Raw genomic sequence first — 25,681 nt, forward strand, 5'->3', positions numbered from 1 at the left:
CGATGGCCGGCGGCATCAACCAGGGCAGCGGCTTTGGCGCGGACGATCTCCCCGAGGCGAGCGAGATCAACGTCACCCCGTTCATCGACGTGATCCTCGTGCTGCTGATCATTTTCATGGTCGCAGCCCCGCTCTCGACCGTGGACGCACCCGTAGAGCTGCCGGTCTCGACCGCCAAGCCGCAACCGCGGCCGGAAAAGCCGGTGTTCCTGACGCTGAAGGCCGATCTCTCGATCGTGCTCGGCGAGCAGCCGATCAACGTCGAGCAGCTGGCCTCGGCGATCGACGTGGCGACCAGGCTCGACCGCGACCAGCGCATCTTCGTGCGCGCCGACCAGGCCGTCTCCTATGGCGAAGTCGTCCGTCTGATGAACGCGCTACGTGCGGCGGGCTATCTCAAGATCGCGCTGGTCGGGCTCGATGGCGGCGACGCCAAGGGGCCTGCGCCCGCAAGCGCTCCTCCCACGCCGGCGGCTCCCGCGCCATGAGCGACACGCTCGACATCGCTCACGAGAGCGGCCGGCAGCATGTGATCCGCTTCGTCGCGGCCGCCTGCGTCGTCGCAGGCCTGCATGTCGGGGGCGTCGCACTGGCGCTGGTGACGCTGACCCAGCCGCAGCAATCGATGGAAGATGTCGGCGCGCCGATGGTCGTCGAGTTCGAGGCGATGCCGGTCGCGCCCGAGACCGAGCAGGCCGACGCGACACCGGCCGAGGATGCACAGGCCGCAGCCGCCGCGCCCGAGGTGACCGAGAAGCTCTCGGCCAAGAAGGAAAACGACCTGCCGGCGGCCGAAGCCTCGCCCTATGAGGCGCCGCCCGATCTGCAGCTCGCCCAGCAGCAGACCCAGAAGCAGCAGGAACAGGCCGAGGACGGCCAGCCGACCGAGGCGATGGATGCCCGCAAGGAGGAAGCCGCGCCGAGCCAGGCCGCAGCCGCCTCCGTCGCCGCCGCGCCGATGACGCTCGCCACCGACGAGCGCGCCGCCGCGCCTGCCGAGGGCAGCACCACGGAGGTGCAGGTTCTGCCGCCGGGCTGGCAGCGCGCCGTGATCGCGCATCTCGGCCGGCACAAGCGCTACCCGCCCGAGGCCCGCGCCAAACATATCGAGGGCGAGGTCGTTCTGCGCTTCGTCATGGACCGGACCGGCAAGGTCCGCAGCGCCAGCCTGACCAAGGGCTCCGGCACGGCCGTGCTCGATGCCGAGGCCTTGTCCATGCTCGTCAGGGCGCAGCCGCTGCCGTCGCTGCCGACGCAGGTGACCGGCGACCAGGTCGAACTCGTCGTGCCGATCAATTACCGGCTGAAATGAGCCGGGCGCTGCTGCCGCGGCTCGACGGCATTCCGCGCGAGATCGCGGCGCTCGCCGACTACGAGGCTTTTGCACGCGACCGCCTCGACGACAATGCCTGGGCCTATCTTGCAGGCGCCGCCGGCGACGGCCTGACGCTCGCCGCCAACCGCACCGCCTTCGACTCCCTGTCGCTTTGGCCGCGCGTGCTGCGTGGAAGCGCCGGCGCATCGACGCGCATCGAATTGCTGGGGCTCGACCTTGCCCATCCCGTCCTGCTCGCGCCTGTCGCCTATCAGCGCCTGTTTCATCCAGACGGCGAGGCCGCGACCGCGATGGCAGCGTCGGCCGTCGACGCCCTGATGGTCGCCGCGACTCTCTCCAGCGTGCCGATGGAGGCGATCGCGGCGCGGGCGGAAGGCGCGCCGCAATGGTTCCAGCTCTATCTCCAGCCAGATCGCGGCGTGACGCTCGCGCTGCTGCGCAGGGCCGAGGCGGCCGGGTTTTCCGCGGTCGTGCTGACGGTGGATGCGCCGATCAACGGGCTCCGCAATGCCGAGCAGCGCGCCGGGTTCGCGCTTCCGCCGGGCATCGGCGCAGCCAATCTCGCCGACCTGCCAGCTCCGGAGGCGCGCGACGGCCATCTCGTTTTCGACATCGCCATGGCGCATGCGCCGGGCTGGGACGACATCGCCTGGCTCGTCGCGCGGACGCGGCTTCCAGTCGTTCTCAAGGGCATCCTGCATCCCGACGACGCCCGCGAGGCCGTGTCCCGGGGCGCGGCCGGGATCATCGTCTCCAACCATGGCGGACGCACGCTCGACACGCTGGTTCCCGCGATCACGGCGCTGCCGCGCGTCACTGAGGCGGTGGCGGGCGCCGTGCCGCTGCTCCTCGACGGCGGCGTCAGGCGCGGCACGGACGTGCTGAAAGCGCTGGCGCTGGGCGCACGCGCCGTACTGGTCGGACGCCCCTATGCCATGGCGCTGGCGGCGGCCGGGCCGCTCGGCGTCGCGCATGGGATCAAGCTGATCGTCGAGGAACTCGCCGTCGCGATGGCGCTGACCGGGACGCAATCGCTCGAAGGCGTCCCGCGCTCACTGATCGCGCCATAACTCGACGATCCGCACACCCTGATATATGAACGTCGAAGCTCTCCGAGGCCGCCGTTCTGCCCTGCGCGGATCGCGTCCCGGCCCCGTCTTTACGGGCATGGCGGGCACGAGCCGGCTGGGCCATGTTCGGCGGGCATGACGAGCGGCCGACGGCCGCGCCGAATGCAAACCGCGCATGGGTCAGGTGTCATAAGCCGCCGGCCCGTCAGCGTCGCCAGGGGAAGGATTAAGTCCAATGATCTATGAAGAGCGCGACTATCGGATCAGGGCCGGCAAGCTCGGCGAGTTCGTCAAGATCTATGGCGAGTTCGGGCTGCCGCTGCAGAAGGAGCATCTGGGCGTCTTCATCTTCTATTTCACCACCGAGGTCGGCGAGCTCAACCATGTCGTGGCGCTCTGGGGCTATAACAGCCTCGACGAGCGCGCCGCCAAGCGCAAGACGATGCTGGCCGACCCACGCTGGCAGGACTACCTCAAGCGCGTCGATGGGCTGATCGACATCCAGAACACGCGCATCCTGACCCCGGTCTCCTACTCGCCGCTGCAATGAGCGCCGCATCGCAAACCGGTGCGGCCGGAAACTTCAGCGTCGAAACGCCCGATGGGGCGGTGCTGCAGGCAAGCGCGGAGGGCCAGGGCCCTGTGCTGCTGCTCGTCAGCGGGCTCGGCGGCACTGCCGGCTTCTGGAAGTGCAACGCCACGACGCTGGCGCGCTCGTTCCGGGTGGTCCGCTTCGACCAGCGCGGCATCGGCGCCAGCACGCGCGGCCGGGCGGCCTGCACCATCGACCAACTGGCGCTGGACTGCCTGAGCGTGCTCGACGCCGCCGGTGCGGCGCGCACCGTGCTGCTCGGCCACTCGACCGGCGGCTGCATCGGCCAGGCGCTGGCCAGGCTCGCGCCCGAGCGTCTCGACGGGCTGATCCTGAGCGCGACCTGGCTCAAGCCCAGCCGCTACATGACCGGCCTGTTCGGCACGCGGCGCGCGATCCTCGACGAGAACCCGCACGCCTATGCCGCGACCGCCGCCCTGATGGCCTATCCGCCGGCCTGGATCGAGGCGAACTGGGCCACCTACGAGGCCGCGCTGGCGTCGGCGCCGGTGACGTCCCAGGCGAGGCAGGTCGTGCGCGAGCGGATCGACGCGCTGATGGCCTTCGACGGCTCGGCCGACACGGCCTCGATCGTGATGCCGGCGCTCATTCTGGGCGCACGCGACGACATGATCGTGCCCGGGTTCCTGCAGGAGGAACTGGCCGCCGCCCTGCCCGGCTCGCGCAAGACCATGCTCGATTCCGGCGGGCATTTCTTCCCGGTCTCGCGGCCCGACGCCTTCACCGCCACCGTGGCGGAATGGATCGGCGAGCTCGGATGAAGCCGCGCCGCATCGTCCTGATCGGCTTTGGGGCCATCGCCGGCGACATCGCCGCAGCGCTCCTCGGTGCGGCGGCTCCGGGCTATGCCGTCGGCGTGCTGCTCAGGACGGGATCGCCCTCGCGGGAGCGCGTGCCGGCGACCTGCACGGTGCTGGACGACAATACGGCGGTGGCGGAATTTGCGCCCGATCTCGTGGTCGAGGCGGCAGGGCATGGCGCGGTCAGGAGCAGCGTGCCGGCATGCCTGGCGCAGGGCCTGCCGGTGCTGGTCTCGTCGATCGGGGCGCTACATGACGAGGCGCTGTTCACTGAGTTGGTCGAGGTCGCACGCACCGGCGGCGGACGCCTGCTGCTGCCGTCCGGCGCGCTCGGCGCGCTCGACTATGTCCGGGCCGTCCGTCACGCGAAAGAGCTGACGCTGCGCTATGAATCGCGCAAGCCGCCGGCGGCGTGGAGCGCCGAGTTGCGCGGGCTCGGCCATGACCCCGACGCTTTGAGCGCGCCGGTGACGCTGTTTTCCGGCACGGCCCGGGAGGCGGCGGCCGCCTATCCCCAGAACCTCAACGTCGCCGCCGCGCTGGCGCTGGCCGGTCCCGGCTTCGAGGCGACCGGCGTCGATGTGATCTGCGACCCGGCTGCGACGGGCAACATGCATGTCGTCAACGCCCGCAGCGAGTTCGGCACGATGAGCCTGACCATCGCCAACCGCCCCTCGCCGACCAACCCGAAATCCTCCTGGATCGTCGGGCAATCGCTGCTGGCGGCGATCGAGCAGTTCTTCGCTCCAGTGATGATGCTGTGACGGCCGCTTGCGCCTGATATATAAACGCAGCACGATCCCGAGACGACATAAAGGGCCGACGGAATGAAGCTGGCAGGCAGGATCGCGATCATCACCGGCGGCGGCTCCGGGATCGGCCATGAGGCGGCGAAGCTGTTCGCTTCCGAGGGCGCGATCGTGATCGTCGCCGACAGGGACGGGAGCGCCGCCGAGCGCGTCGCGAGCGAGATCAAGAGCAATGCCGGCAAGGCGATCGCCCACACCGTCGACGTCAGCAAGGAAGCTGAGATCAAGGCGATGATCGACAAGGCGGTCGCCGATCACGGCCGGCTCGACATCCTCGTCAACAATGCCGGCTTCGGCTTTGCCGGCACGGTCGTCACGACCTCGGAAGCCGACTGGGACGCGCTGATGGCGGTGAACGTCAAGGGCGTCTTCCTCGGCTGCAAGCACGCGATCCCGGTGATGGAAGCGCAGGGCGGCGGCGTCATCGTCAACACGGCCTCGGCCGTCGCCAATGTCGGCATCACCGACCGCGCGGCCTATGTCGCCTCGAAGGGCGCGGTCGCGGCGCTGACGCGGGCGATGGCGATCGACCATGTCGCGGCGAAAATCCGGATCAACTGCGTCGCGCCGGGCACGATCGAATCGCCCTATTTCGCGAAAATCCTGAGCGGGCCGGATGGAGCCGAACTCCGGCGCGGCCTCGAGATGCGGCAGGCGATGGAGCGGCTTGGCCAGCCCGTCGAGATCGCCAAGGCGATGCTGTTCCTGGCGAGCGACGATTCGTCCTTCTGCACCGGCACGACTTTGGTCGCCGATGGCGGCTGGACCGCGCGCTGATATATTATAAAAGAGAGGCGTTCATTCGCCACGCTCCGATCGACAGGACCTCCACGCATGTACGGACTTGAAGGCCGCAAGGCGATCGTCACCGGCGCGGCGCACGGCATCGGAAAGGCCATCGCGGCGCGTCTGCTCGCCGAGGGCTGCGATGTCGGCATCCTCGATTTCGATCCTGCGGCGGCCAAGGCGACGGCCGAAAGCCTCGGCAAGGCCGGCGGCAAGGTCGCGGTGGCTGCCGGCGACGTCTCGTCCGGCGATCAGGTCAGGGCGGCCGTGGCGAGCCTGCGCGCGGCGCTGGGGCCGATCGACATCCTCGTCAACAATGCCGGCATCCTGAAGGTCGGCAAGCTGCTCGAGATGAGCGAAGCGGACTGGAAGGCGCATTTCGCCGTCAATGTCGACGGCCTCTTTCACATGACGCAGGCCGTCGCGCCCGAAATGGTCGAGCGGCGCAAGGGCGCGATCGTCAACATCGCGTCCTGGATGGGCAAATCGGGCGTCGCTTCCTACAGCGCCTATTGCGCCTCGAAATTCGCGATCATCGGCATTACGCAGTCGCTCGCGACCGAACTCGGCGAACATGGCGTCAGGGTCAACGCGGTCGGGCCCGGCCTGATCGTCGACACCAAGATGCGCGACGAGTCCGAGATCAAGCGCAAGGCCGAAGGTCTGCCGGACGCCTATGAGCGGGCGCAGGCGATCCCGCTGCGCCGGCCGGGCTTTCCCGATGATATCGCCAAGACCGTGGCATTTCTGGCCTCCGACGAGGCCGATTACATCACCGGCGAGACGATCAGCATCACCGGCGGCCTCTGGAACGATTGAGAGCGCTATTCCGGCTCGCGATATCCGGTGGCGTCGATTTCGGCCGCACGCTGCAGCAGCGGCCGGTAGTCGCCGGGCTCGACGGCGGCGAAACCTGCAAGGCAAAGTTCGGCGAGGACCGGGCGCGCATCGGCTGCCTTTCCCAGCGCCAACAACGCGCCGCGCAACGCCGTGACGATGCAGGGATCGATGCCGGCAAACGCCGCCAGCAGCGGCATCGGCGTCGGTTCCGTCGTCGCGACGACGCGGAGTTTAGCCTCGGTCTCCGGCTCGTGGCGTCTCAGCAGGTCATGGAAATAGGAATCGAGCGGGCCGATCTCGATACGGCCGTCGATGATGGCGTCGATCACCCGGCGCGGCGTCAATAACTCGCCGAGGCTTTCGCGATAGAGCGGCCGGCCCTCGCGACGATAGGCCGACAGATGCCGCCTCGGGGCCTGGAAGCCCGATTGCGAATGCCGCGCCGTCCAGCCGATGCGGCCGCCGAAACTATCCTCCAGTGTCTGCAGAGGGCCGTCAGCACGCACGATCAGGTCGCTGGCATAGAACGGCCGGCCCGCCGCGAGCGGATTTGCGGGGATGGGCGCGGCGACCGGCTGCAGCGCGAAATCACCCATCGCGAACGGGTAGCCGCAGATGAAGGCGAGCCCGAGATCGTCGCGCCGCCAGAGTTCCTCAAGCGGCGCTGGCGCGGCGTGGGCGACGATCTCCAGCGGAACGCCGGCCTTCGCCGAGACCAGCGCGAAAAGCGCGTCCCAAGCGGCGCGCACCGCCGGATTGACCGCATACATCCGGGCATTGGCGACGAGCATGGCTGCAGCCCAACTTCTAAAGCGTGGTCATTCGTCTTCGGAAACTCTTCGTCGTCCCGGCGGGAGCGAAGCGAAGCGCCGGGATCCATCCTGGAGCGCCGTCCTGCCTTATGATGGACCCCGGATCCGCGCCGCTTGCGCGGTTTGTCCAGGATGACGCAGTGTTTCCAAGCGAGGCTATCAAACTCTACGCGAAGCGCAGGCGCTGGCCGATGCCGAGGCGCTTGCCCTTTTCCAACATGGCGTGGCCAAGCGCGATGTCCGAGAGCGAGAGGCCGCGATGCCAGAACAGGATGGTCTCGTCGTCGTTCTCGCGGCCGGGCTTCAGGCCGGCGACGATCTGGCCCATCTCGGCGTGGAGCGTCTGCTCGGAGAGCTTTCCGGCCTCGACATGGGCGCGCAGGGAACCGAACTTGCCGCCCTTGCACTGGCCCCAATCGTCGACGACGAGCTTGCTCATGATATCGGTCAGCGACAGCTCGACCGCGCTCATCGTGCCATAGGGCACGACGAAGGCACCCTTCTTGATCCAGCCGGTCTTGAGCATCGGCGTCGGCTGATCGAGCCTGGACGCCTCGACCACGATGTCGGCGCCCTCGACGCAAGTCTGCCAGTCGGCGGTCGCGATGACCTTCTTGCCGAGATCGGCCGAGAGTTTCGCGGCGAAGGCGTCCTGGCTCTCCTTCCGGCGCGAATGCACGCGGATCTCGTCGAAATCGAAGAGATGGTCGAGCAGGCGGACGTTCCAGTAGGCGGTGCCACGCGCGCCGATGTGACCGAGGATCTTCGAGCCCTTGCGGGCGAGATATTTCGCGCCGATCGCCGTGATCGCGCCGGTGCGCATGTCGGTGATGCCCGATGCGTCGAGGATCGCCTTGGGCGCGCCGTTGAAGCGGTCAAACAAGGTGAGCATGGCGAGCTCGGAGGGCAGGCCGAGCTTGTAGTTGTCGACGAAGTCTCCGACGACCTTGACGCCGGCTGAATCGATCTCGCCGCCGAGCGAGCCGCGCAGCACGTTGAAATGGCCGTTGGCGACCTTGGGTTCGAGATGCATGCGCGGCTCGATCACTGCCTCGCCACGCCCTTGCGTCGCCAGCGAACTCTCGATCGCGGCGAGGATTTCGTCATCCGTGATGCCGAGCGCCTCGATGTCGAGGCGGTTCATATAGGTGATGTAGATCGGCGGCATGGGGCCGTGAGCGGACATGGGTCTTCTCCTCAGGCGAGCGGCAGGCGACGGAAGATGCCGGGCCGGTCTGGGTCGTGGAATTTGTCGAAGGGGCCGTTCTCGACGAAATGCCGGTGGCAGAAGGCGAGCCTGTCCTTCGAGAGCGTGACGCCGATGCCGGGGCCATGCGGCACCGCGACATGGTTGTTTCGCGGGCGGAACGGCCCCTCCTCGATCACATCGAAGGGCTGCATGTGAAACAGCGACTGCGAGGGCTCGCGGATATGGGCGTGGGCGGCGGCAAGATGCAGATAGACCGCGCTGGCGATCCCGGAATCGCCGGAATAGCACCAGAAATCGAGGCCCATCTGCTCGCAGGCCGCGATGAACTTCAGCGCGCGCCCGATGCCGCCATGGACGTTGACGTCGGTGCAGAAGGCGTCGGGCGCGCCGAGCGCGACCGCGCGGCGCAGATCGGGCGTGTGGACCGAGAAGGGGATATCGGTGTGCCGGCGCAGCTTCGCCATGTCCTCGAAGCTCGCGACGGGGTCTTCCCAGGCACGGATGGAGAGCGGCGCGATGGCCGAGGCGACACGCCTGGCCGCGCCAAGCGAATAGGCCTTGTTGGAGTCGATGCGCAGCACGGCGTTCGGCCCCAGCGCCTCGCGCAGCAATTCGAGCACGCGGACCGAGGGCGCGGGGTCTTCCGTCGAGAGCTTGCCCTCGAACATGGTCGTGCCGAAGCGCGCCTTCTGCGACAGGCAATAATCCAGCACCGCCTCGGGCGTGCTCTCGCCGCCCTTGCCGTCCTTTGCCTCGCGAAAGGCGAAATAGTCGGTGAAGGCGATCTGCTTGCGGAACGCGCCGCCAAAAAGATCATGGAGCGGCCGGCCCCAAGCCTTTCCACGGATGTCCCAGAGCGCCATCTCGACCGCACCGAAAGCGCGGATCGAGGCGAAATCGACATCGGTGTAGACGCCGCGCCAGGACGGCAGGCAAAGCTGCTCCAGCGCCTGGATGTCGATGGGATCGCGGCCGATCAGGCGCGGCGCGAAGCTGTTGAGGATGGTCGCGACATTGGCCGGCGATGGGCCTTCGCCGAGGCCAATGAGCCCGTCATCGGTCTCGACCTCGACAATCGTCTTGGAGAAACCGGCGAGCGAACCATAGGACCAGAGATAGGGCGCCTCCAGCGGGATGTTGACGGGCGTGGCGCGGATGGCGGCGATCTTCATGGCTGTCCTGCCAGTTCAGCGATGCGGGCGAGCAGGGCGTCGTCGATCTCGACTCCTTCCGCAAGGTTGCGTTGGCGCGCCGCGAGCCGGCGGTCGCCGGGCAGGCGCACGCCATCCTGGGCCAGCATTGCCGTCGCAAGGTCTTCGATGCGGTCGAGGAAGCCCGGCGCGAAGGCGTCAGGGTCGAAGGCGACGACGCATTGTCCGACGCCCGGCGGCGGGCCATCGGTTTTCGCATAGGGCGAGGCGTCCTTCGAGAAGTTCGCGCCCGTCAGCCCCGCCGCCAGCACTTCGACCATGAGCGCGAGACCGGCCCCCTTGGCGCCACCGAACGGCGCCATCGAGCCGGCGAGCGCGGCTTGAGCATCGGTCGTCGGCGCGCCCTGCGCATCGAAAGCCCAATGGCCGGGGATCGGCCCGCCGGCCTTGGCGGCGGCGACGAGCGCGACCTTGGTCACAGTGCTCGTCGCCTGATCGATGACCAGCGGCGGCTTGCCCGGGCGCGGGGCGGCGAAGGCGAGCGGATTGGTGCCGAAGACAGGCTTGAGCCCGCCCCAGGGCGCGATGTTGGGCGGGGAGTTGGTGAAGGCGATGGCGACGAGCCCCTGCCCGGCCAGATCCTCGACCGGATGGCCGAGCACGCCGATCGAATAGGAGCGGCTGATGGCGAGTGTCGCCGAGCCGCAAGCGCGGGCAGCCTCGGCCAGTTGGGGCAAGGCCATGTCGAAAGCCGGATGCGCGAAGCCGTGGGCGGCGTCGCAAAGCACCGTCGCGGCGCGCGGCTGCGTCACGACGGGGGCGGCCCTGCCATCGACCTTGCCGCTTTTCAGATGCGCGAGATAGGCCGGCAGATAGCCCGTGCCGACGGACCCGATATCGTCGGCCTCGGCGCGGCGGACCGAGCGGGCGACGGGCGCGGCGTTGTCCGGCGTCGCGCCGCAGGCGATCAGCGCGTCAAAGGCGAGCGCCTCGACGCGGTCGAGCGAGAGCGTGGTCATGAATGGGCCATGACCGGTACGGTCAGCGGGAAATGGCAGCGCACGCCGCGCCCCGCGCCGGTCTCGCTCAACCCGGGCATCTCGACCTTGCAACGGGCCTGAACCTGCGGGCAGCGCGTATGGAAACGGCAGCCCGGCGGCGGATTGACCGGGCTCGGGATCTCGCCCTTGAGAATGATGCGCTCGCGGCGATGCGCCGGATCGACGGATGGGTTGGTCGAGAGCAGGGCCGCCGTATAGGGATGGGCCGGCGCGTCGAACAGGGCCTTCGTCGGCGCTTCCTCGACGATCTGGCCGAGATACATCACGACCGTGCGGTGGGTCAGCCGGCGGACGACGTTGAGATTGTGGCTGACGACGAGATAGGTCAGCGCGAACTCCTCGTGCAGATCGCGCATCAGGTTGAGCAGATCGCCCTGCACGGAGACGTCGAGCCCGGCCGTGGGCTCGTCGGCGATGATGATCTGCGGCTCCAGCACGAGCGCCCGCAGGATCGCGACGCGCCGCGCCTGCCCGCCCGAAACCTGATGGGGAAACTTGTCGAGCGTCGTCTCGGGCAAACCGAGGCGCTTCAGGATGGCGAGCAGCCGGGCGCGGCCCTCGACCATCGGCTGCTTGTGGATCTTCAGCGGCTCCTCGGCCAGCGCGCGGATGCGCATGCGCGGCGAGAGCGAGGCGACCGCATCCTGCAGCAGCATCTGCGCCTGCCGGCGAAAGCCGAGCGGATCGCGCGCCAGCCGCTTGTCCAGTGCTTCGCCCGAGACAGCGACCGTGCCCGAGGTCGCGGCGACGAGCCCCATCAGGACGCGGCAGAGCGTGGTCTTGCCCGAGCCGGATTCGCCGACGAGGCCGACGATCTCGCCGGCCTGGATCGCAAGCGAGACGCCGTCGAGCGCGCGGACCTTGCCGCCATAGACGACCGCGACATCGTCGAAGGCGATCAGCGGCGCGCTCATGGCAGGACCTCTGCCGAACGCAGGCAGGCGGCCTGCCGTCGCGGCCCGACGCCGGCGAGCGGCGGCTGCCCCTCGAGGCAGATGTCGATCGTATGGGCGCAGCGGCTGGCGAAGATGCACTGCGTCAGTTCGGTCAGCGGATTGGGGACTTCGCCTGGAATGGTGGCGAGCCTGCCCTCGTCGCCATCCTCGATCTCGCAGTCGAGCAATGCGCGGGTATAGGGATGACGCGGCGCACCCAGCACCTCAGCGACCGGGCCGGTCTCGACGATGGCGCCGCCATACATCACGCAGAGATCGTCGCAGAGCTCGGCGATCAGGCCGAGATGATGCGAGATGAAGACGATCGACCCGGAGAAATCCTGCCTGAGCCGGTCGAACAGCGCGACGATCTGCGCCTCGACGGTGGCGTCCAGCGCCGTCGTCGGCTCGTCGGCGAGCAGCAGATCGGGCTCGACCGAAAGCGCCATCGCGATCATCACGCGCTGGCGCATGCCGCCGGAGAGCTGGTGCGGATAGGCTTTCAGACGCAGATGCGGATCGGCGATGCCGACCTTGGCGAGCATGGCCTCGCTGCGGGTCAAAGCCTCGCGCCGCGACAGCTTCGGGAACCGCCGCCGGAGCACATCGACCATGTGGACGCCGACCGTGAAGAGCGGGTTCAGCGCCGTCATCGGGTCCTGGAAGATCATCGCGATGCGCCTACCGCGCCAGGACTGCATCTCGTCCTGCGAGAGCTTCAACAGATCCGTGCCGTCGAAGCGGATTTCGCCGTCGAGCCGGCTGACATTGCCGGGCAGCAGCCGCAGCAGCGCCGAGGCCAAAGTCGACTTGCCCGAGCCGGATTCGCCGACGACGCCGAGAATCCGGCCGCGCCCGATGTCGAGATCGAGCCCACGCAGGATATGCGCCTGGCCGCGCTCGGTCCTGGCGTCGAGCGTGAGGTTGCGGATGCTGACGAGCGGCGTTGCGTCGCTCATGCTCAGCGATCCCCGTTCAGGCGGGGATCGACGGCATCGCGCAGGGCTTCGCCGAAGAGCGTGAAGCCGAGCGTCGCGACGCCGAGTGCGCAGCTTGCGACCACTACGGGAATCTTCGAATCCGAGAGATAGGCGTAGCCGTCATAGATCAGCGTGCCCCAGCTCGCGAGCGGCGGCCGGACGCCGAGCCCGATGAAGGACAGGCCGGCCTCGATCGTGATCACGACAGGAATGTCGATCGAGGCGAGCACGACCAACGGACCGGCGATATTGGGCAGGATGTGGGAGAGCACGATGCGCGGCAGCGAGGCCCCGAGCAGCCGCTCGGCCTCGATATAGGGCGCATTGCGCACCGTCAGCACCTGCGCGCGGGCGACGCGGCCGAAATGCGGGACGAGCGTGATCGCGACGATGATCACCACGAGCGTGGTCGAGGGGCCGAAGACGGCGACCACCGCGAGCGCCAGCACGAGGCTCGGGAAGGACGAAATCACGTCGAACAGGATCAGGATCAGCCGCTCGGTGCGGGCCGGCAGGAAGGCGGCGAGGATTCCGAGCAGCGTGCCGATGATCAGCGCCGTCGAGATCGCGGTCAGCGCAACCGCCATGGCGACGCTGGAGCCATGGACGAGGCGGCTGTAGAGATCGCGGCCTAGATGGTCGGTGCCGAGCCAGTGCTGCGCGGTCGGACCGGAAAAGCGGTTGAGCACGTCGAGCGCGTCGGGATCATGCGTCGCCACCAGCGGCGCGAAGATCGCCGAGAAGACCACGACCACGACGATCGCCAGCCCGACCGCGCCGCCGAACTGCGAGCCGATGCGCCGGAACGTCCCGGCAGTGGCGGCGAGCACGCTCATCGCCCCGCCGCCTGCGATGCGCCCTGACGGCGGATGCGCGGATCGATGGCGGAATAGCTGAGATCGACCAGGAGGTTGGTGACGACGAAGATCAGCACCACGACCAGCACCGCGCCCTGCAGGACCGGGAAGTTGCGGGTCGCGATGGCATCGAAGATCAGGCGGCCGAGGCCCGGCCGCGCGAACACGATCTCGACCAGAACCGCGCCGCCGAGCAGCCGTCCGATGCCCATGCCGAGCACGGCGATGGTCGGGATGCAGGCGTTCTTGAGCGCGTATTTGTAGGTGATCATGCGGTCTGGCAGGCCATAGGCGCGCGAGGTCCGGATGTAGCTCTCGCCCATCACCTCCAGCATGGACGAGCGCACCAGCCGCGCGATGAAGCCGATCCAGCCGAGGCTGAGCGCCAGCGTCGGCAGGATCAGGCGCTTGGCCTGATCGCCCCAGTTCCCCGGCTCGCCGGCCCCGAGCACGGGCAGCCAGTCGAGCCAGATCGAGAAGATCAGCAGCAGGAAGATCGCGATGACGAAGGACGGGATCGCGATGAAGGCCACGCTGATGAAGGCGAGGATATGGTCGACCACCGAGCCGCGATGGGTCGCGGCATAGCATCCGAGCGGCACGCCGATCAGGACCGCAAGGCCGATCGAGGCGAAGGTCAGGATGAAGGTGTAGGGGATGACCGCGCCGACGATGGCGGTGACCGGTCGGCCTGACAGCACATCGGTGCCGAGATTGCCGATCATGAGATTGCCGAGGAAGGTGAAGAGCCGGCGATACCAGGGCTGGTCCAGCCCCATCTCGGCGATGAAGCGCTTGGCATATTCCGGCGTCGCCTGCGGGCCGAGCAGCGCGGTCGCGGGATCGCCCGGCACGATCGCCGAGAGCGTGAACAGCAGAAGCATCGCACCGAGCACGATCAGCAGCGTGGTGACGAGCCGGCTCAGGAGATAGCGGGCGGTTTCATTCATGAGAAGGTGCAATTCGCTGGCGTATCAACGACCGCCGTCATTCCGGACAAGCCGCGAAGCGGCGCCGATCCGGAATCCATCATAGGGCACGGTGGCGCTTTACGATGGATCCCGGGTCTCCGCTTCGCTCCGCCCGGGATGACGGAGCCAACCCTCGAATGGCTTATCCGCAAAGCCGCCGGCTCACGCCGTCGTGAACCGGTCGAGCTGCCAGTCGATCGCGCCGGGCAGATAGGCGGGCTTCACCGTGGCGCGGCGGACGGGGAAGGCGACGTCGTTGGTCAGCCAGACGAAGGCCGCCGACTTGTCCATGACCTCCTGCGCCTTGATGACGATGGCCGCGCGCTTGGCCGGGTCGGTCTCGACGATGGCCTCCTGATAGAGCTTGTCGAATTCCGGGCTGTTGAAGCGCTGCCAGTTCCAGGTGCCGATCTGGCTGGCGACGAACCACTGCATCAGGAAGTTCGGGTCGAGCTTGCCGTTGAAGCGCATCATGAACATGTCGAGGTTCTTGCCGGCGTCGCCCTTGCCGGAATCCCAGTAGGTGCCGCCTTCCTGGACGTCGAGATCGGCGGTGATGCCGACCTCCTTGAGCAGCGCCTGCGCCACCAGCGCCATGGTCTGGTAGGCTGGCTGGTTCAGGATGGTGATGCGGGTCTTGATCGCGGGATGGCCGGCTTCGGCGAGCAGCTTCTTGGCCTCGGCGACGTTGCGCTTGTAAACGGGTGCGTCCTTCCAGGCTCCAAGCACCGGCGCCATCACCAGCGAGTTGAGGCGGGGCGCCTTGCCGTTGAAGCCGGCGAGCAGCATCTGGTCGACGTCGACCGCGAGCCTGACGGCCTGACGGACGCGGACATCGGTGAAGGGCGCCTTCTCCATGTTGATGCCGAGCCAGATATAAGCGAGGCCCGGCGCCTGTTCGACGACGAGGCCGGCAGCCGAGCGCATCGGTTCGGCGACGGCGGGCGGCAGCACGGCGAAGTCGAGCTCGCCCGAGCGCAGCGCCAGTTCGGCGGTCTTGGGATCCTGGATGAAGTTGACCTTGATCTCCTCGAAGGTCGGCTTGACGCCGGTATAGGTCGGGTTGCGCTTCAGGACCGCGCCGCGCTGCTTCTCGACGGACACGACCTGATAGGGGCCCGAGCCGACCGGTTTGGTGTTGTGCTCGACACCACGCTCCAGCACCGCCTTCTTGCAGACGATGCAGCCCGAACCGTCGGCGAGCGCGATGGCGTAGAGCCCGGCATTGGGCTGCGAGAGCACGATCTTGCCGGTGTATTTGCCGGTGACCTCGACGCCGGTCAGTCCGGTCCAGTCGCCCTTGTAGGGCGAGATCTTGCCGTCCACGGGGGCGACCGAAAAGCGCTCGAAGGAAAACTTCACGTCCTCGGCGGTCATCTCGCCATAGCCGTCGGTGAACATCTGGCCGGGCTTCAGGGTGAATTCGATCAGCGTCGGGCTGACCTGCTTCAGCTCGGAGGCGGCGTCGAGCTCGGTGTCAGCCGAATTGTCCTTCTGCTTGATCAGCCGCTGGTAGACGCTCTTGAAGATGTTGGCGTCGTGGGGGCCGCCGCGGAAGGCTGGATCGAGCGCCGTGACGTCGCGCTCGATGCGGACGCTGATAGAGGTTTTTGCCTGTGCCAGCGCCGGAAGGCTTCCAAACAGAGGCGATGCGGCGGCGGCCGTCGAGCCGGCGACGAAGGCGCGGCGGGAGACGGACAGGTCAAGATCGTTCTTCATCGGCGCTCTCCGCTCGAAAAGCCGGTTCCACGCGCGTCGCGGCCGGCTACATATTCAAGACAGGATCGTCCGCCAGATCACGGCGGGAGGAAAGGGGCGACATGGTGATTGTGTAGGCAGTACCCCTAAGTCGGCCTCGCTTCCGCCGCGAAATTATGCGCAGGCCACATTTATTGATAAATCAAACTATCAGTTCATTTTATCACCAATTAGCGATATTTCGCCACGTCCGAATCGAAATGTCACGACGGGAACATTGCGATGCGTTTCCAACGACTTAGTTTCGACCTCGCAATGCGGCGGGGGCAGCATGATTCGGTTCGACCAAAGCCTGATGCGGTCTCGGGACAGCGGCTCGCGCCGGACGCAACGCTCTATCGAATGGCCGACGGTCGCGCTTGCGGCAGGGATTTATGGCGGCTGGTTTGCGCTGACATACTGGCATGCCGCGCTGCCATGGTGGGTCGTCATGCCGCTCGGCGCCTGGCTCGTCGCCTGGCACGGTTCGCTGCAGCACGAGATCCTGCACGGCCACCCGACACGCTCGCGCGTCGTCAACCGGGCGCTGGCCTCGATCCCGATCTCGCTGTGGCTGCCCTATGAAAGCTATCGCGTCTCGCATCTGCTGCACCATGCCGACGAGCGCCTGACCGACCCGCTGGACGACCCGGAATCGCGCTATGTCACGCCGGCCGACTGGGCGACGCTGGGCCCGCTCGGGCGCTGGTTTTTGCGGGCGCAGAAGACCTTGCTGGGCCGCCTGACGATCGGACCGGCCTGGACGGTCGGGCATTTCCTCTCTGCCGAAATGAGGGGGGTCGTCGCCGGCGATCCGGTCGCGCGGCGCTCATGGGCCGAGCATGCGCCCGCAGCGGTGCTGCTGTTGGTCTGGCTCGTCTTCGTCTGCGAGATGAACCTGCTGTTTTATGTCTTCGGCGTGCTCTATCCGGCAGCGGCGCTGATGCTGCTGCGCTCCTTCGCCGAGCACAAGGCCGCCCATGGCGTGACCGAACGCACCGCGATCGTCGAGAATTCAGCCGTGCTTGGCCTGCTCTATCTCTACAACAACCTGCATGCCGCCCATCACGAGCGGCCGACCATGCCGTGGTATGCGATCCCCGCCTGGTATGCCGAGAACCGCGAGCGGCTCGTCGCCGAGAATGGCGGCATGGTCTATGACGGCTATGGCGAGATCGTCAGGCGGTTCCTGGTCAGCGCCCATGACGCCGTAGCGCATCCGCTGGAGCAGACGCCTCAGGCGGCGCTCAATCCAGTTCCTTGCGCAGATCCAGCAGCGTCTGCCTGATCTCGTGGGGCTGGATCACGGCGAGCCGGATCAGCTCGTCGAAGCGGCGACCGAACAGGCGGACATGCTCGACCGCGTTCAGCACGAGAAAGCTGGTGCCGAGAAAGAGCGCGACCCGTTTGGGACCGAAGACCGTGAACGGGTTCGAATAGGTCTCGGTCAGCGTGTACAGGTAGATGCGCAGGCTCGGATAAAGCTCCTCATACAGCGCCATCATGTGGTCGAGCTGCTCGCGACGGGCGCTCAGGCTCATGCCGTGCCATTTGCCCTGGGCGTGGACCATGGTGGTGATCGCCTGAATCGAGGCGCAGACCTCGAGATCGCTGTCGGGGCGGCGCATCAGGCCGAGCCGCGCATTGACGGCCTCCTGCGAACTGCCGATCTCGCCAAATGACGCGCCTTGATACTCGAAGCGCAGGGTCGCTTCCGTCTTCATGAAATCGGGGAAGCTCTCGGGCACGGTGCGGATGCGATAGCCCTCGGCCTCGCGCAGCCAGCCGACGAAACGCTCGTCGATCGGCGCGCGCGTATGCGCCTCGATCTGCAGCATCGCCTCGATGATCTCGGAGCCGATCTCCTCGCGCTGGCTCAGGCCGAGCAACCAGTCGACCGAGACATGGCAGGCGCCGGCGACCGCGACCAGCGTGTCGGCGCGGGGCATGCGCGGCCCGTCGGTCGAGAGCAGTTGCGACAGGGTCGAGCGGTCGATTTTCGCGAGCCTGGCGAAGGCGGCCTGGTTCAGGCCGGCGCGATCGATCAGGGCCTGGAGCCGGTGGCGGAAGATATCTGCCGTGACAGGTCGGTTCATGATGAGCCCGGATGCGCTGCGTATCGTCGCCGTAAATCTCGAAAGGCCACGCTTGGTGTGATCGCACGGCATTCGTCAACATCGCCAACATCAATCACGTTGCGGCCGCGATCAAGATATCGCTACCGTCAATGACCGGCGACGATAAGGGCAGCAGGCGCAGCATGGCGGGAGCGAGCATGTCATGGTGACGATGTGACCGATGCCGCCATTCGGGCCGAGGCGCTCAGCCTGCTGGAACGCCGGCAGCCGCGCCATTCGCTGCCGCGCGCATTCTACACCGACCCTGCGATCTTCCGGCTCGACATGGCGGAGATCTTCGAGCGACGCTGGATCTTCGCCGGCCTCGCCTGCGAGATCGCGACGCCCGGCCAGTTCTTCACCCTGACGATCGGCGAGAGCTCCATCATCATCTGCCGCGACCGGCAGATGCGCGTCCAGGCCTTCTTCAACAGCTGCCGGCATCGCGGCTCGATCGTCGCCGACGCGCCCTGCGGCAAGCGCTCGAGCTTCGTGTGCCCCTACCATCAATGGTCCTACGACCTCACCGGGAAGCTGCTGCGCGCCCCCAATATGGACGGCGTCATCGACAAGGCGCGGATGGGGCTAAAACCCGTGCATGTCCGCGACATCGGCGGGCTGATCTATGTCTGTCTCGCCGAGGATGCGCCCGATATCGAGGCCTTCGCGGCCGCGCTCGCGCCGGCAGCGGCGCCGCACCGGCTCGACGAGGCCAAGGTCGTGCACAGCATCACGCTGCACGAGCAGGGCAACTGGAAGTTGGTGATGGAGAACGCGCGCGAATGCGACCATTGCCAGGCCGGCCACCCCGAACTGATGAAGACGCTGCTGATCTTCGATTTCGCCGATCCCTGGGCCGATCCGTCGATCGCGGCGTTCTGGACCCGCTGCGAGGCGTCGGGCCTGCCCAGCGTGACGAAGGACGGGGCCGATTTCCGCGTCGGGCGGATGCCGTTCCAGCCCGGCAATCTCTCGATCACCATGGATGGCCGCCCCGCCGTGACGAAAACGCTGGGCGACTGGGCCGACAACGACATCGGCTCGCTGCGCTTCACGCATTATCCGAGCATGTTCGGCCATATCCACGCCGATTACGCCGTGGTGATCCAGATGCTGCCGGTCTCGGCGACGGAGACCTCCTTCATCTGCAAATGGCTTGTCCACAAGGACGCGGTCGAGGGCGTCGATTACGATATCGAGCGGCTGGTCGAGGTCTGGCGCGAGACCAACGACCAGGATCGCAGGCTGGTCGAGCGCAACCAGCGCGGCGTGAATTCGATCGGCTATCAGCCCGGCCCCTATGCGGAAGCCTCCGAGCACGGCGTCTGGACCTTCGTCGAATGGTATGCCCTGACCATGCGCGAAGGCCTCGGGGGCACGAGCGCGCCGGCGGTCAACGGGATCGCGGCGGAATGAATCGGCGCGCCATAAATCGAGCCCTCATCCTGAGGAGCGCTCTTGCAGAGCGCTCCTCAGGATGAAGGCTGAGGGAAAAATCGTGCCTTATCAACATCACCACCACGAAGGATCACCGGCTTGAGCGATTTCGTCCTGGGCGCCGGGCCTGTCGGCCTCGGCTTCGTCACCGCCGCAAGCGCGCCGGGAACCCATGTCTCGCTCGCGCCGGAGGCGATCGCGCGCGTCGCGGCGGCGCGCAAGGTGGTCGAGCGCTACGCGCTCGGCGATGAGCCGATCTACGGGCTCAACACCGGGCTCGGCGGCAATGTCGCCTACCGGCTGAAGAAGGAGGAGATCGAGGGCTTCCAGGTCCAGATGATCCGCGGCCGCTGCATCGGTATCGGCGAGCCCTTCCCCGAGCCGGTGGCGCGCGCCATGCTGCTGTCGCGGCTGATCGGCCTGTCGCAGGGCGGCTCGGGCATATCGCCACATGTGCTCGATTTGATGGTGGCGATGTTCAACGCCGGCCTGACGCCGGTCATCCCCGGACGTGGCTCGATCGGCGGCGGCGATCTCGGCCTCTGCGGTCATATCGGCTCGGCCATCATCGGACTCGGCGAAATTTTCGAGAACGGCGTGCGCAGGCCTGCCTCGGAGGCGCTGGCATCGGCGGGGCTCGCACCGGCAAAGCTCGCCGCCAAGGACGGGCTCGCGATCCTGAATTCCAGCGCGGTGAGCTGCGGCCATGCCGTGCGCGTGCTGGCGGAGCTTTCGGACATCCTGACGGTCTCGGTCGTCGCGGCCGGGCTGACCGATGAGGGTTATGCCGCCAACCCCCACATCTTCGATGCAAGGCTTGCCGCGGCACGTCCGGCCGGCGGGCAGGAGCGTGCGGCGGCCATATTCCGCGCCGTGCTCGAGGGCAGCTATCTCTACGACAAGGGCGCGACGCGCTCGATCCAGGATGCGCTGTCCTTCCGCGTGCTCTCGCAGATCTACGGGCCGGCGCTGACGAGCTTCGATATCGCCGTCGAGAGCGTCGCGACCGAGATCAACGCGGCGGCCGACAACCCGCTGGTGATGGCGGAGCACGATCTGATCCTGTCGACGGCGAATTTCCACACGCCGGCGATCGCGCTCGCCTTCGACACCATGGCGATCGTCAACACGCATCTGGCGACGGCCTCGGCCTATCGCACGATCAAGATGATGAACCACCACATCTCCGGCATGCCGAAATATCTCTCGCCGATCGGCGGCGCCTCGAACGGCTACAACTCGCTGCAGAAGACGGTGTCCTACCTCCATGGCGAGGTCCGCTTGAAGGCAGCGCCGGCGAGCTGCGACGCGCTGCCTGTCTCCGAGAGCGTCGAGGACCACGCGCCGCAGACGCCGCTGACGATCCGCAAGCTGGAGGAGCAGCTCGTGCCGCTGCGGATGATCTTCGCGATCGAGGCTCTGGTCGCGGCGCAAGCGGTCGATATCCGCAAGCAGCCGCGACTGGCGGCTGGCACGCAGGTTCTCTACGACGCGATCCGCGCCGATGTGCCGATGCTGGTCGAGGACAGCGAGACCGGGCCGCAGGCGACGAAGGTGCTCGGCATCGTCTCGGATGCAGCGTTCGTGGCGCGGTTGCGGGAGAGCCTGCCGGAGGTGGCAGCGGGAGCGTTTTCGCTGGGTTGAAGCAATGTGATTGCTCCTGGAAGCCCTTCGTCATCCTGGCCGTAGCGAAGCGGAGCGCCGGGATCCATCATAAGGCACGACAGTGCCCGACGATGGATCCCGGAGCTGCGCGGCTCCGCCGCTTGTCCAGGATGACGCCGTGTTTCCGAGCCGCAGCCGCAAATTATCGGCAGAACGCCGCGCAGCCGCTCGCCCAGAATGGCTTGCTGGTCTCCAGCTTCGGCATCGAGGGGCGCGGCTTGCCGCCCGGCAGATCGACCGGCGTCGGCTCGACCAGCTCCCACCAGCGATGGGCGCATTGCGAGCGGAAGGCCATCTGCTGCGAGATCGAGGTGCCCTCACGCGACAGGACCTCGTCGAGAGCATCGCAGGCGAGGCGCAGGGCTGCGTCATGCGCCTCGGACGGTGCATTGGCGTAGTCGTGGAAGGCTTGCGTGAAGAGGGTCATCTCGCGGGCGACATGAGGCCAGGCGTCGCGGTCGAGGTTCCAGGCGTCCATCCATTCGCGCACGACCGTCTCGACGGCCTCAGTCTTCGGCTTGTCCTTTACCTTGCGGGCCGTCGTCAGCATGTGCCGCATCAGCTCGGCGCGGGCGTGGACGTGGCGCGCCACGATGGCGGCCTGCTTCATCCTGTCGATCGCGCTGATGGCCTCGTGCTGAAGCTCTTCGACGAGATGGGGCATGGCCAAGTCCTTCAGGGCAATGTCGCGAGCAGGCGGGTCATGCGCTCGAACAGCTCATGCGCCTGCACGGCGGAGACGACATGGGCGTTGGCGGGGCGCTTCAGCCGGCCGTTCCAGTCGATGGTGGTGCGGCCGCGCAGCGGCCCGTCCGAGGTCTCGACAGCGACGAAGCAGTCGCGCCCCTCGAACAGTTCCGGCCAGAGCAGGAAGGCAATGACGCAGGGGTCGTGCATCGGATGGCCGGCGGTGCCGAGCCCGCCGGGGCGCGGCCTCGTCAGCATGCCGTGGATGGCGCGGCCGGACGCCGTGCCAAGCGTCGCGAAATTCTCTATCTGCCGATGCGTCGCAATAGCATTATGGGTGACGCCCAGCCCCATCATCGCGATCGGCCTGCCGCAACCGAAGACGACGGCCGCGGCATGGGGATCGACATAGATGTTGAACTCGGCCGCCGGCGTCATGTTGCCCAGGCCGAGCGCGCCGCCCATCGAGACGATGCGCTTCACTTTCGGGAGGATGTCTGGCGCGAGCCGGAAAGCGAGCGCGAGATTGGTCAGCGGCCCGAGCGGGCACAGCGTGACGCCGTCATCGGGCGCGGCGCGGCAGAGTGCGACGATCGCCTCGACGGCGTGCCCGGGAGCAGCTTCGCCCTTGGGCGGAGGCAAGTCGGCGCCGGCAAGTCCGTCGGGGCCGCAGACGAATTCAGCGGTTTCCAGCGCAAACAGCAACGGGCCTTCCGCGCCGCGATGAACCGGCGTTTTTGCCTGCGCGAGATCGCGGATGCGCAGCGCGTTGGCGGTGGTCTGCGCGACCGGGACGTTGCCGGCGACGGTGGTGATCGCGCGTAGGTCGAGCCTGTCGCCTGCAGCAAAGGCGAGCAGCAGCGCGACGGCGTCGTCCTGGCCCGGATCGGTGTCGATGATGATGGTCTCGCGCATCGAAGTCAGGCCGCCCTTTTGTCTACGCAGCCTTGGCGTTGCCGCTCATGATCATGTGGGTGATGTCGTCGGCGCTCAGGCTCCCGATCGGCTGGTCGACATATTTGCGGCCCGCTCCCATGATCACGACACGGTCGGCCAGCGCCACCACGTCGCGCATGTTGTGGCTGATCAGGATCACGGTGCGGCCGTCCGCCTTGAGCTTGCGGATCAGGTCCAGCACCAGCGCCGTCTCCTTGACGCCGAGCGCCGCCGTCGGCTCGTCCATGATGATGATCTCGGCGTTCCAGCGCAGCGCGCGCGAGATCGCCACCGCCTGACGCTGCCCGCCCGAAAGCCGCTCGACCGGTCGGTCCATGTCGTCGATCGCGACCGACAATTGCGCGAGGTAGCCCTTCGCCCGCGTCTTCATCAAACGCTTGTCGAGCCGGCGCAGGAAGGGCAGCAGAACCGGCTTCGTCAACTCCGAGCCCATGAAGACGTTCTGGGCGATGGAGAGGCGCGGCGCGAGCGCGAGATCCTGGTAGATCGTGGCGACGCCATGATTCAGCGCATCCTGCGGCGAGCCGAAAGCAACGGGCTTGCCGCGCATCGCAAGCGTGCCCGAACTCGGCTCCTCCGCGCCGGAGACGACCTTGATCAGGCTCGACTTGCCCGCGCCATTATCGCCGCAGATCGCCACGACCTCGCCTGCGAAGATGTCGAGATCGACCTCGCGCACGGCGACGACCGGCCCGTAGGCCTTGCCGATATTGCGCAGGGAGAGGATGGGGGTGGGGGTCATGAGCGGCATACGGCCTTTGCTAACCCCGCGCCGTCATTCCGGGCGCAGCGCAGCGGAGACCCGGAATCCATCCCAGAGCACCACAGTGCCCTACGATGGATTCCGGATCGGCGCGGCTTCGCCGCTTGTCCGGAATGACGGCCAGGTTGCGGCGAAGCCCTCACTTCAAAAACTGCGCGACATTGGTCTTGTCGACCAGCACCGCGTCGGTGAACAGGTACGGCCCGCTGGCGACGGTTTCCTTGGGCTTCTTCTCGACGACGATGGTCTGGATCGCGTCGACCGCCTGCTTGCCCATCTCCTCGAAGGGGACGGAGACGGTGGCGAGGAAGGTCGAGGCCGGGTCGGCGATGCGGGCATAGGTTTCCTTGCCGCCATCGACCGAGACCAGCGGAATCTGGCCCTTCTTGATCCCCTGCGCCTGCAGGAGGTCGTCGATGATGTAGGCCTGCCCGTCGAAGGAAGCCCAGATGCCGTTGATCTTGCCCTGGTTCTGCAGAAGCAGCGCCTGCATGCCGGCGCGGACGTCGTCGCGCCAGCTCTGGGTGCGCGCCATCGAGAACTTGCCGAGCTCCTTCACCGCCTGGTTTTCGGCCAGGACATTGTCGAGCAGCTTGCCGCGAATGCGCGAGGCGGCGTTGAGATCGAAGCGGGCGGTGACGATGTTGCCCTGATAGCCGAGCTGGCCGAGCAGGTAGAGCGCCGCTTCCGCACCAACCTTGTACTCGTTGGTCTGGATGTCGAAGAGCGCATGCGGGCTCGAGCCCGACTGCACGGTGACGACCGGGATCCTGGCATCCTTGGCCGCCTTGAACTGCGCGTCGGCCTCGACCGGCTTGCCCATGGCGATGATGATGGCGTCGACCTTCTTGGCGATCAGCGCGTCGAACTGCTCGGCATGCTTGGGCAGCGAACCCTCGGAGTTCAGCAGCGTCACGCCCCAGCCCTTCGCCTTGGCGGCGGCTGCTGCGGCATTGGCGACACGGGCATGCGTCTCCGACGAAAACTGGAAGCCGACGATGCCGACCTCGAAGGCCTGTGCCGAGGAGCCGAGCGCCAGCAGCGCGACAGCGCCAAGCAGGATCTTGCGGAAACCGAACATGATGTGTCTCTCCCCCGGGGGTGGTGATCTCAGACCTTGAACGCCGCCTTCTTCATCGCGCTGGCCGAGAAAGCGACCGAGCCGATGATGATGACGCCGAGAACGATGTCCTGAACGTAATACGCCGCGCCGAGCAGAACCAAGCCGTTTCCGAGCACCTTCAGCACCAGCGCGGCGAAGACCGTGCCGGGCACATTGGGCTTGCCGGGGTCGAACATGGTCATGCCGAGCAAGACGGCGGCGATGGCGTAGAGCAGATAGTCGCCGGCCATGTTGGGCGCGGCCGAGGACAGGTTGGCGGCAAGCAGCACCGCCGCGATGCTCGCCAACACGCCGGCGAGCAAAAGCCCGATGCGCTTCATCCTGCCCGTCGCGATGCCGGCAAGGCGCGCCGCCTCGTCGGCCTCCCCGGTCGCCACCATATGCGCGCCGGTACGGGTCCATTTCACCAGCACCCAGGCAAAGAGCGTGACCGCGCCCATCCAGAGCACGAGATTGGGGATGCCGAAGGAATAGCCGCGCGCGAGCCCGGTGAAGCTCACCGGCCAGCGACCGACGAAAGCGATCCCTTGCGTGATCATGAAGGCGAGGCCCTTGGCAATGGCGGCCGTGCCCAGCGTCATGATCAGCGATGGGATGCGCAGCACCGTGACGCCATAGCCGTTGACCGAGCCGAGCACGACGCCGACGGCAATCGCGGCGGCCACCGCGACGAAGGGCGGATATTGCAACTGCACCAGCCAGCCGCAGACCACAGCCGAAAGGCTCGCCATCTCGGCGATCGAAAGGTCCAGCTCCGCCACGGTGAAGGCGAGCGCGAAGCCGAGCGCCAGGATGGCGAGAAAGCTCGTATCCTTCAGCACGTTGACGATGTTGGTCCCACTCGCGAAATTCGGCGCGAACAGCAGGAAGAACACGATCAGCGCCAGCCCGGCCAGCGCAGTGCCGTAGCGCCCGACGATCTCGCGCCAGCCCAGCCCAGCCATCGCCTCAAGCCCCGCCATCG

General features: G+C 67.2%; 26 protein-coding genes. 11 read left to right on the plus strand and 15 right to left on the minus strand.

What is annotated here, in order from left to right; translation table 11 throughout:
• Positions 1-2 precede the first annotated feature (2 nt).
• From exbD to AC1DZY_RS18355, 8 genes are all read left to right on the plus strand, one after another.
• Entirely contained in the window at positions 3-488 is a 486-nt protein-coding gene (gene exbD / locus AC1DZY_RS18320) for a TonB system transport protein ExbD (protein ID WP_476821575.1), read from the plus strand.
• A complete protein-coding gene (locus AC1DZY_RS18325; protein ID WP_476821576.1) occupies positions 485-1,312 on the plus strand; it encodes an energy transducer TonB in 828 nt (275 codons plus the stop codon). Before exbD ends, AC1DZY_RS18325 begins: the two co-directional genes overlap by 4 nt.
• Positions 1,309-2,406, plus strand: coding sequence for an alpha-hydroxy acid oxidase (locus AC1DZY_RS18330; protein ID WP_476821577.1), 1,098 nt, complete (start codon positions 1,309-1,311; stop codon positions 2,404-2,406). The genes AC1DZY_RS18325 and AC1DZY_RS18330 overlap by 4 nt, the downstream gene beginning before the upstream one ends.
• 235 nt (positions 2,407-2,641) lie before the next feature.
• Positions 2,642-2,956, plus strand: coding sequence for an NIPSNAP family protein (locus AC1DZY_RS18335; RefSeq protein ID WP_476821578.1), 315 nt, complete (start codon positions 2,642-2,644; stop codon positions 2,954-2,956).
• Positions 2,953-3,780, plus strand: a complete 828-nt coding sequence (locus AC1DZY_RS18340) for an alpha/beta fold hydrolase (RefSeq protein ID WP_476821579.1) — start codon at positions 2,953-2,955, stop codon at positions 3,778-3,780. Before AC1DZY_RS18335 ends, AC1DZY_RS18340 begins: the two co-directional genes overlap by 4 nt.
• The gene (locus tag AC1DZY_RS18345; RefSeq protein WP_476821580.1) at positions 3,777-4,583 is read left to right on the plus strand and encodes an aspartate dehydrogenase; all 807 of its coding nucleotides are present in this window, start codon (positions 3,777-3,779) and stop codon (positions 4,581-4,583) included. Before AC1DZY_RS18340 ends, AC1DZY_RS18345 begins: the two co-directional genes overlap by 4 nt.
• Before the next feature lie 63 nt (positions 4,584-4,646).
• Positions 4,647-5,405 carry an SDR family oxidoreductase gene (locus AC1DZY_RS18350; RefSeq protein WP_476821581.1) on the plus strand — a complete coding sequence of 253 codons (759 nt, stop codon included), beginning with the start codon at positions 4,647-4,649 and terminating at the stop codon, positions 5,403-5,405.
• Positions 5,406-5,462: 57 nt separating this feature from the next.
• Positions 5,463-6,233 (plus strand): SDR family NAD(P)-dependent oxidoreductase, encoded by a 771-nt coding sequence (locus AC1DZY_RS18355; protein ID WP_476821582.1) that lies wholly within the window; start codon positions 5,463-5,465, stop codon positions 6,231-6,233.
• A gap of 5 nt (positions 6,234-6,238) precedes the next feature.
• On the opposite strand, the gene AC1DZY_RS18360 is transcribed toward AC1DZY_RS18355, so the two are convergent.
• The 9 genes from AC1DZY_RS18360 to AC1DZY_RS18400 all read right to left on the minus strand — a co-directional run bounded on the left by AC1DZY_RS18360 (position 6,239) and on the right by AC1DZY_RS18400 (position 15,950).
• Positions 6,239-7,045, minus strand: a complete 807-nt coding sequence (locus AC1DZY_RS18360) for a phosphate/phosphite/phosphonate ABC transporter substrate-binding protein (RefSeq protein WP_476821583.1) — start codon at positions 7,043-7,045, stop codon at positions 6,239-6,241.
• A gap of 187 nt (positions 7,046-7,232) precedes the next feature.
• Positions 7,233-8,234, minus strand: a complete 1,002-nt coding sequence (locus AC1DZY_RS18365; RefSeq protein ID WP_476821658.1) for an ornithine cyclodeaminase family protein — start codon at positions 8,232-8,234, stop codon at positions 7,233-7,235.
• Between the two features lie 29 nt (positions 8,235-8,263).
• Positions 8,264-9,448 (minus strand): mandelate racemase/muconate lactonizing enzyme family protein, encoded by a 1,185-nt coding sequence (locus AC1DZY_RS18370; RefSeq protein ID WP_476821584.1) that lies wholly within the window; start codon positions 9,446-9,448, stop codon positions 8,264-8,266.
• Entirely contained in the window at positions 9,445-10,446 is a 1,002-nt protein-coding gene (locus AC1DZY_RS18375; protein ID WP_476821585.1) for an Ldh family oxidoreductase, read from the minus strand. Before AC1DZY_RS18375 ends, AC1DZY_RS18370 begins: the two co-directional genes overlap by 4 nt.
• On the minus strand, positions 10,443-11,402 hold the full coding sequence (locus tag AC1DZY_RS18380) for an oligopeptide/dipeptide ABC transporter ATP-binding protein (RefSeq protein ID WP_476821586.1): 960 nt from the start codon (positions 11,400-11,402) through the stop codon (positions 10,443-10,445). Before AC1DZY_RS18380 ends, AC1DZY_RS18375 begins: the two co-directional genes overlap by 4 nt.
• Complete coding sequence (locus AC1DZY_RS18385; RefSeq protein ID WP_476821587.1) at positions 11,399-12,382, minus strand: ABC transporter ATP-binding protein; 984 nt, start codon at positions 12,380-12,382, stop codon at positions 11,399-11,401. The genes AC1DZY_RS18380 and AC1DZY_RS18385 overlap by 4 nt, the downstream gene beginning before the upstream one ends.
• A gap of 2 nt (positions 12,383-12,384) precedes the next feature.
• On the minus strand, positions 12,385-13,239 hold the full coding sequence (locus tag AC1DZY_RS18390; RefSeq protein ID WP_476821588.1) for an ABC transporter permease: 855 nt from the start codon (positions 13,237-13,239) through the stop codon (positions 12,385-12,387).
• Positions 13,236-14,210, minus strand: coding sequence for an ABC transporter permease (locus tag AC1DZY_RS18395; RefSeq protein ID WP_476821589.1), 975 nt, complete (start codon positions 14,208-14,210; stop codon positions 13,236-13,238). Before AC1DZY_RS18395 ends, AC1DZY_RS18390 begins: the two co-directional genes overlap by 4 nt.
• A gap of 183 nt (positions 14,211-14,393) precedes the next feature.
• Entirely contained in the window at positions 14,394-15,950 is a 1,557-nt protein-coding gene (locus tag AC1DZY_RS18400; protein WP_476821590.1) for an ABC transporter substrate-binding protein, read from the minus strand.
• Positions 15,951-16,260: 310 nt separating this feature from the next.
• On the opposite strand from AC1DZY_RS18400, the gene AC1DZY_RS18405 reads away from it, so the two are divergent.
• Positions 16,261-17,256 carry a fatty acid desaturase gene (locus AC1DZY_RS18405; RefSeq protein WP_476821591.1) on the plus strand — a complete coding sequence of 332 codons (996 nt, stop codon included), beginning with the start codon at positions 16,261-16,263 and terminating at the stop codon, positions 17,254-17,256.
• Here AC1DZY_RS18405 and AC1DZY_RS18410 read toward each other — a convergent pair.
• Positions 17,216-18,064, minus strand: a complete 849-nt coding sequence (locus tag AC1DZY_RS18410) for a helix-turn-helix domain-containing protein (RefSeq protein WP_476821592.1) — start codon at positions 18,062-18,064, stop codon at positions 17,216-17,218. The genes AC1DZY_RS18405 and AC1DZY_RS18410 overlap by 41 nt on opposite strands.
• Before the next feature lie 195 nt (positions 18,065-18,259).
• Between AC1DZY_RS18410 and AC1DZY_RS18415 the strand changes: the two genes are divergently transcribed.
• Complete coding sequence (locus AC1DZY_RS18415) at positions 18,260-19,501, plus strand: aromatic ring-hydroxylating oxygenase subunit alpha (protein WP_476821593.1); 1,242 nt, start codon at positions 18,260-18,262, stop codon at positions 19,499-19,501.
• Between the two features lie 120 nt (positions 19,502-19,621).
• Positions 19,622-21,166 (plus strand): HAL/PAL/TAL family ammonia-lyase, encoded by a 1,545-nt coding sequence (locus tag AC1DZY_RS18420; RefSeq protein WP_476821594.1) that lies wholly within the window; start codon positions 19,622-19,624, stop codon positions 21,164-21,166.
• Positions 21,167-21,329: 163 nt separating this feature from the next.
• On the opposite strand, the gene AC1DZY_RS18425 is transcribed toward AC1DZY_RS18420, so the two are convergent.
• The 5 genes from AC1DZY_RS18425 to AC1DZY_RS18445 all read right to left on the minus strand — a co-directional run bounded on the left by AC1DZY_RS18425 (position 21,330) and on the right by AC1DZY_RS18445 (position 25,679).
• Positions 21,330-21,851, minus strand: coding sequence for a hypothetical protein (locus tag AC1DZY_RS18425; RefSeq protein ID WP_476821595.1), 522 nt, complete (start codon positions 21,849-21,851; stop codon positions 21,330-21,332).
• 11 nt (positions 21,852-21,862) lie between these two features.
• Entirely contained in the window at positions 21,863-22,789 is a 927-nt protein-coding gene (locus tag AC1DZY_RS18430; RefSeq protein ID WP_476821596.1) for a nucleoside hydrolase, read from the minus strand.
• Between the two features lie 22 nt (positions 22,790-22,811).
• A complete protein-coding gene (locus AC1DZY_RS18435; protein WP_476821597.1) occupies positions 22,812-23,573 on the minus strand; it encodes an ATP-binding cassette domain-containing protein in 762 nt (253 codons plus the stop codon).
• A 160-nt stretch (positions 23,574-23,733) separates the two neighbouring features.
• Positions 23,734-24,675, minus strand: coding sequence for a sugar ABC transporter substrate-binding protein (locus tag AC1DZY_RS18440; protein ID WP_476821598.1), 942 nt, complete (start codon positions 24,673-24,675; stop codon positions 23,734-23,736).
• Between the two features lie 29 nt (positions 24,676-24,704).
• A complete protein-coding gene (locus AC1DZY_RS18445) occupies positions 24,705-25,679 on the minus strand; it encodes an ABC transporter permease (protein WP_476821599.1) in 975 nt (324 codons plus the stop codon).
• Between the last annotated feature and the right edge of the window lie 2 nt (positions 25,680-25,681).

This window comes from Allobosea sp. P2_A10 (assembly GCF_056405115.1).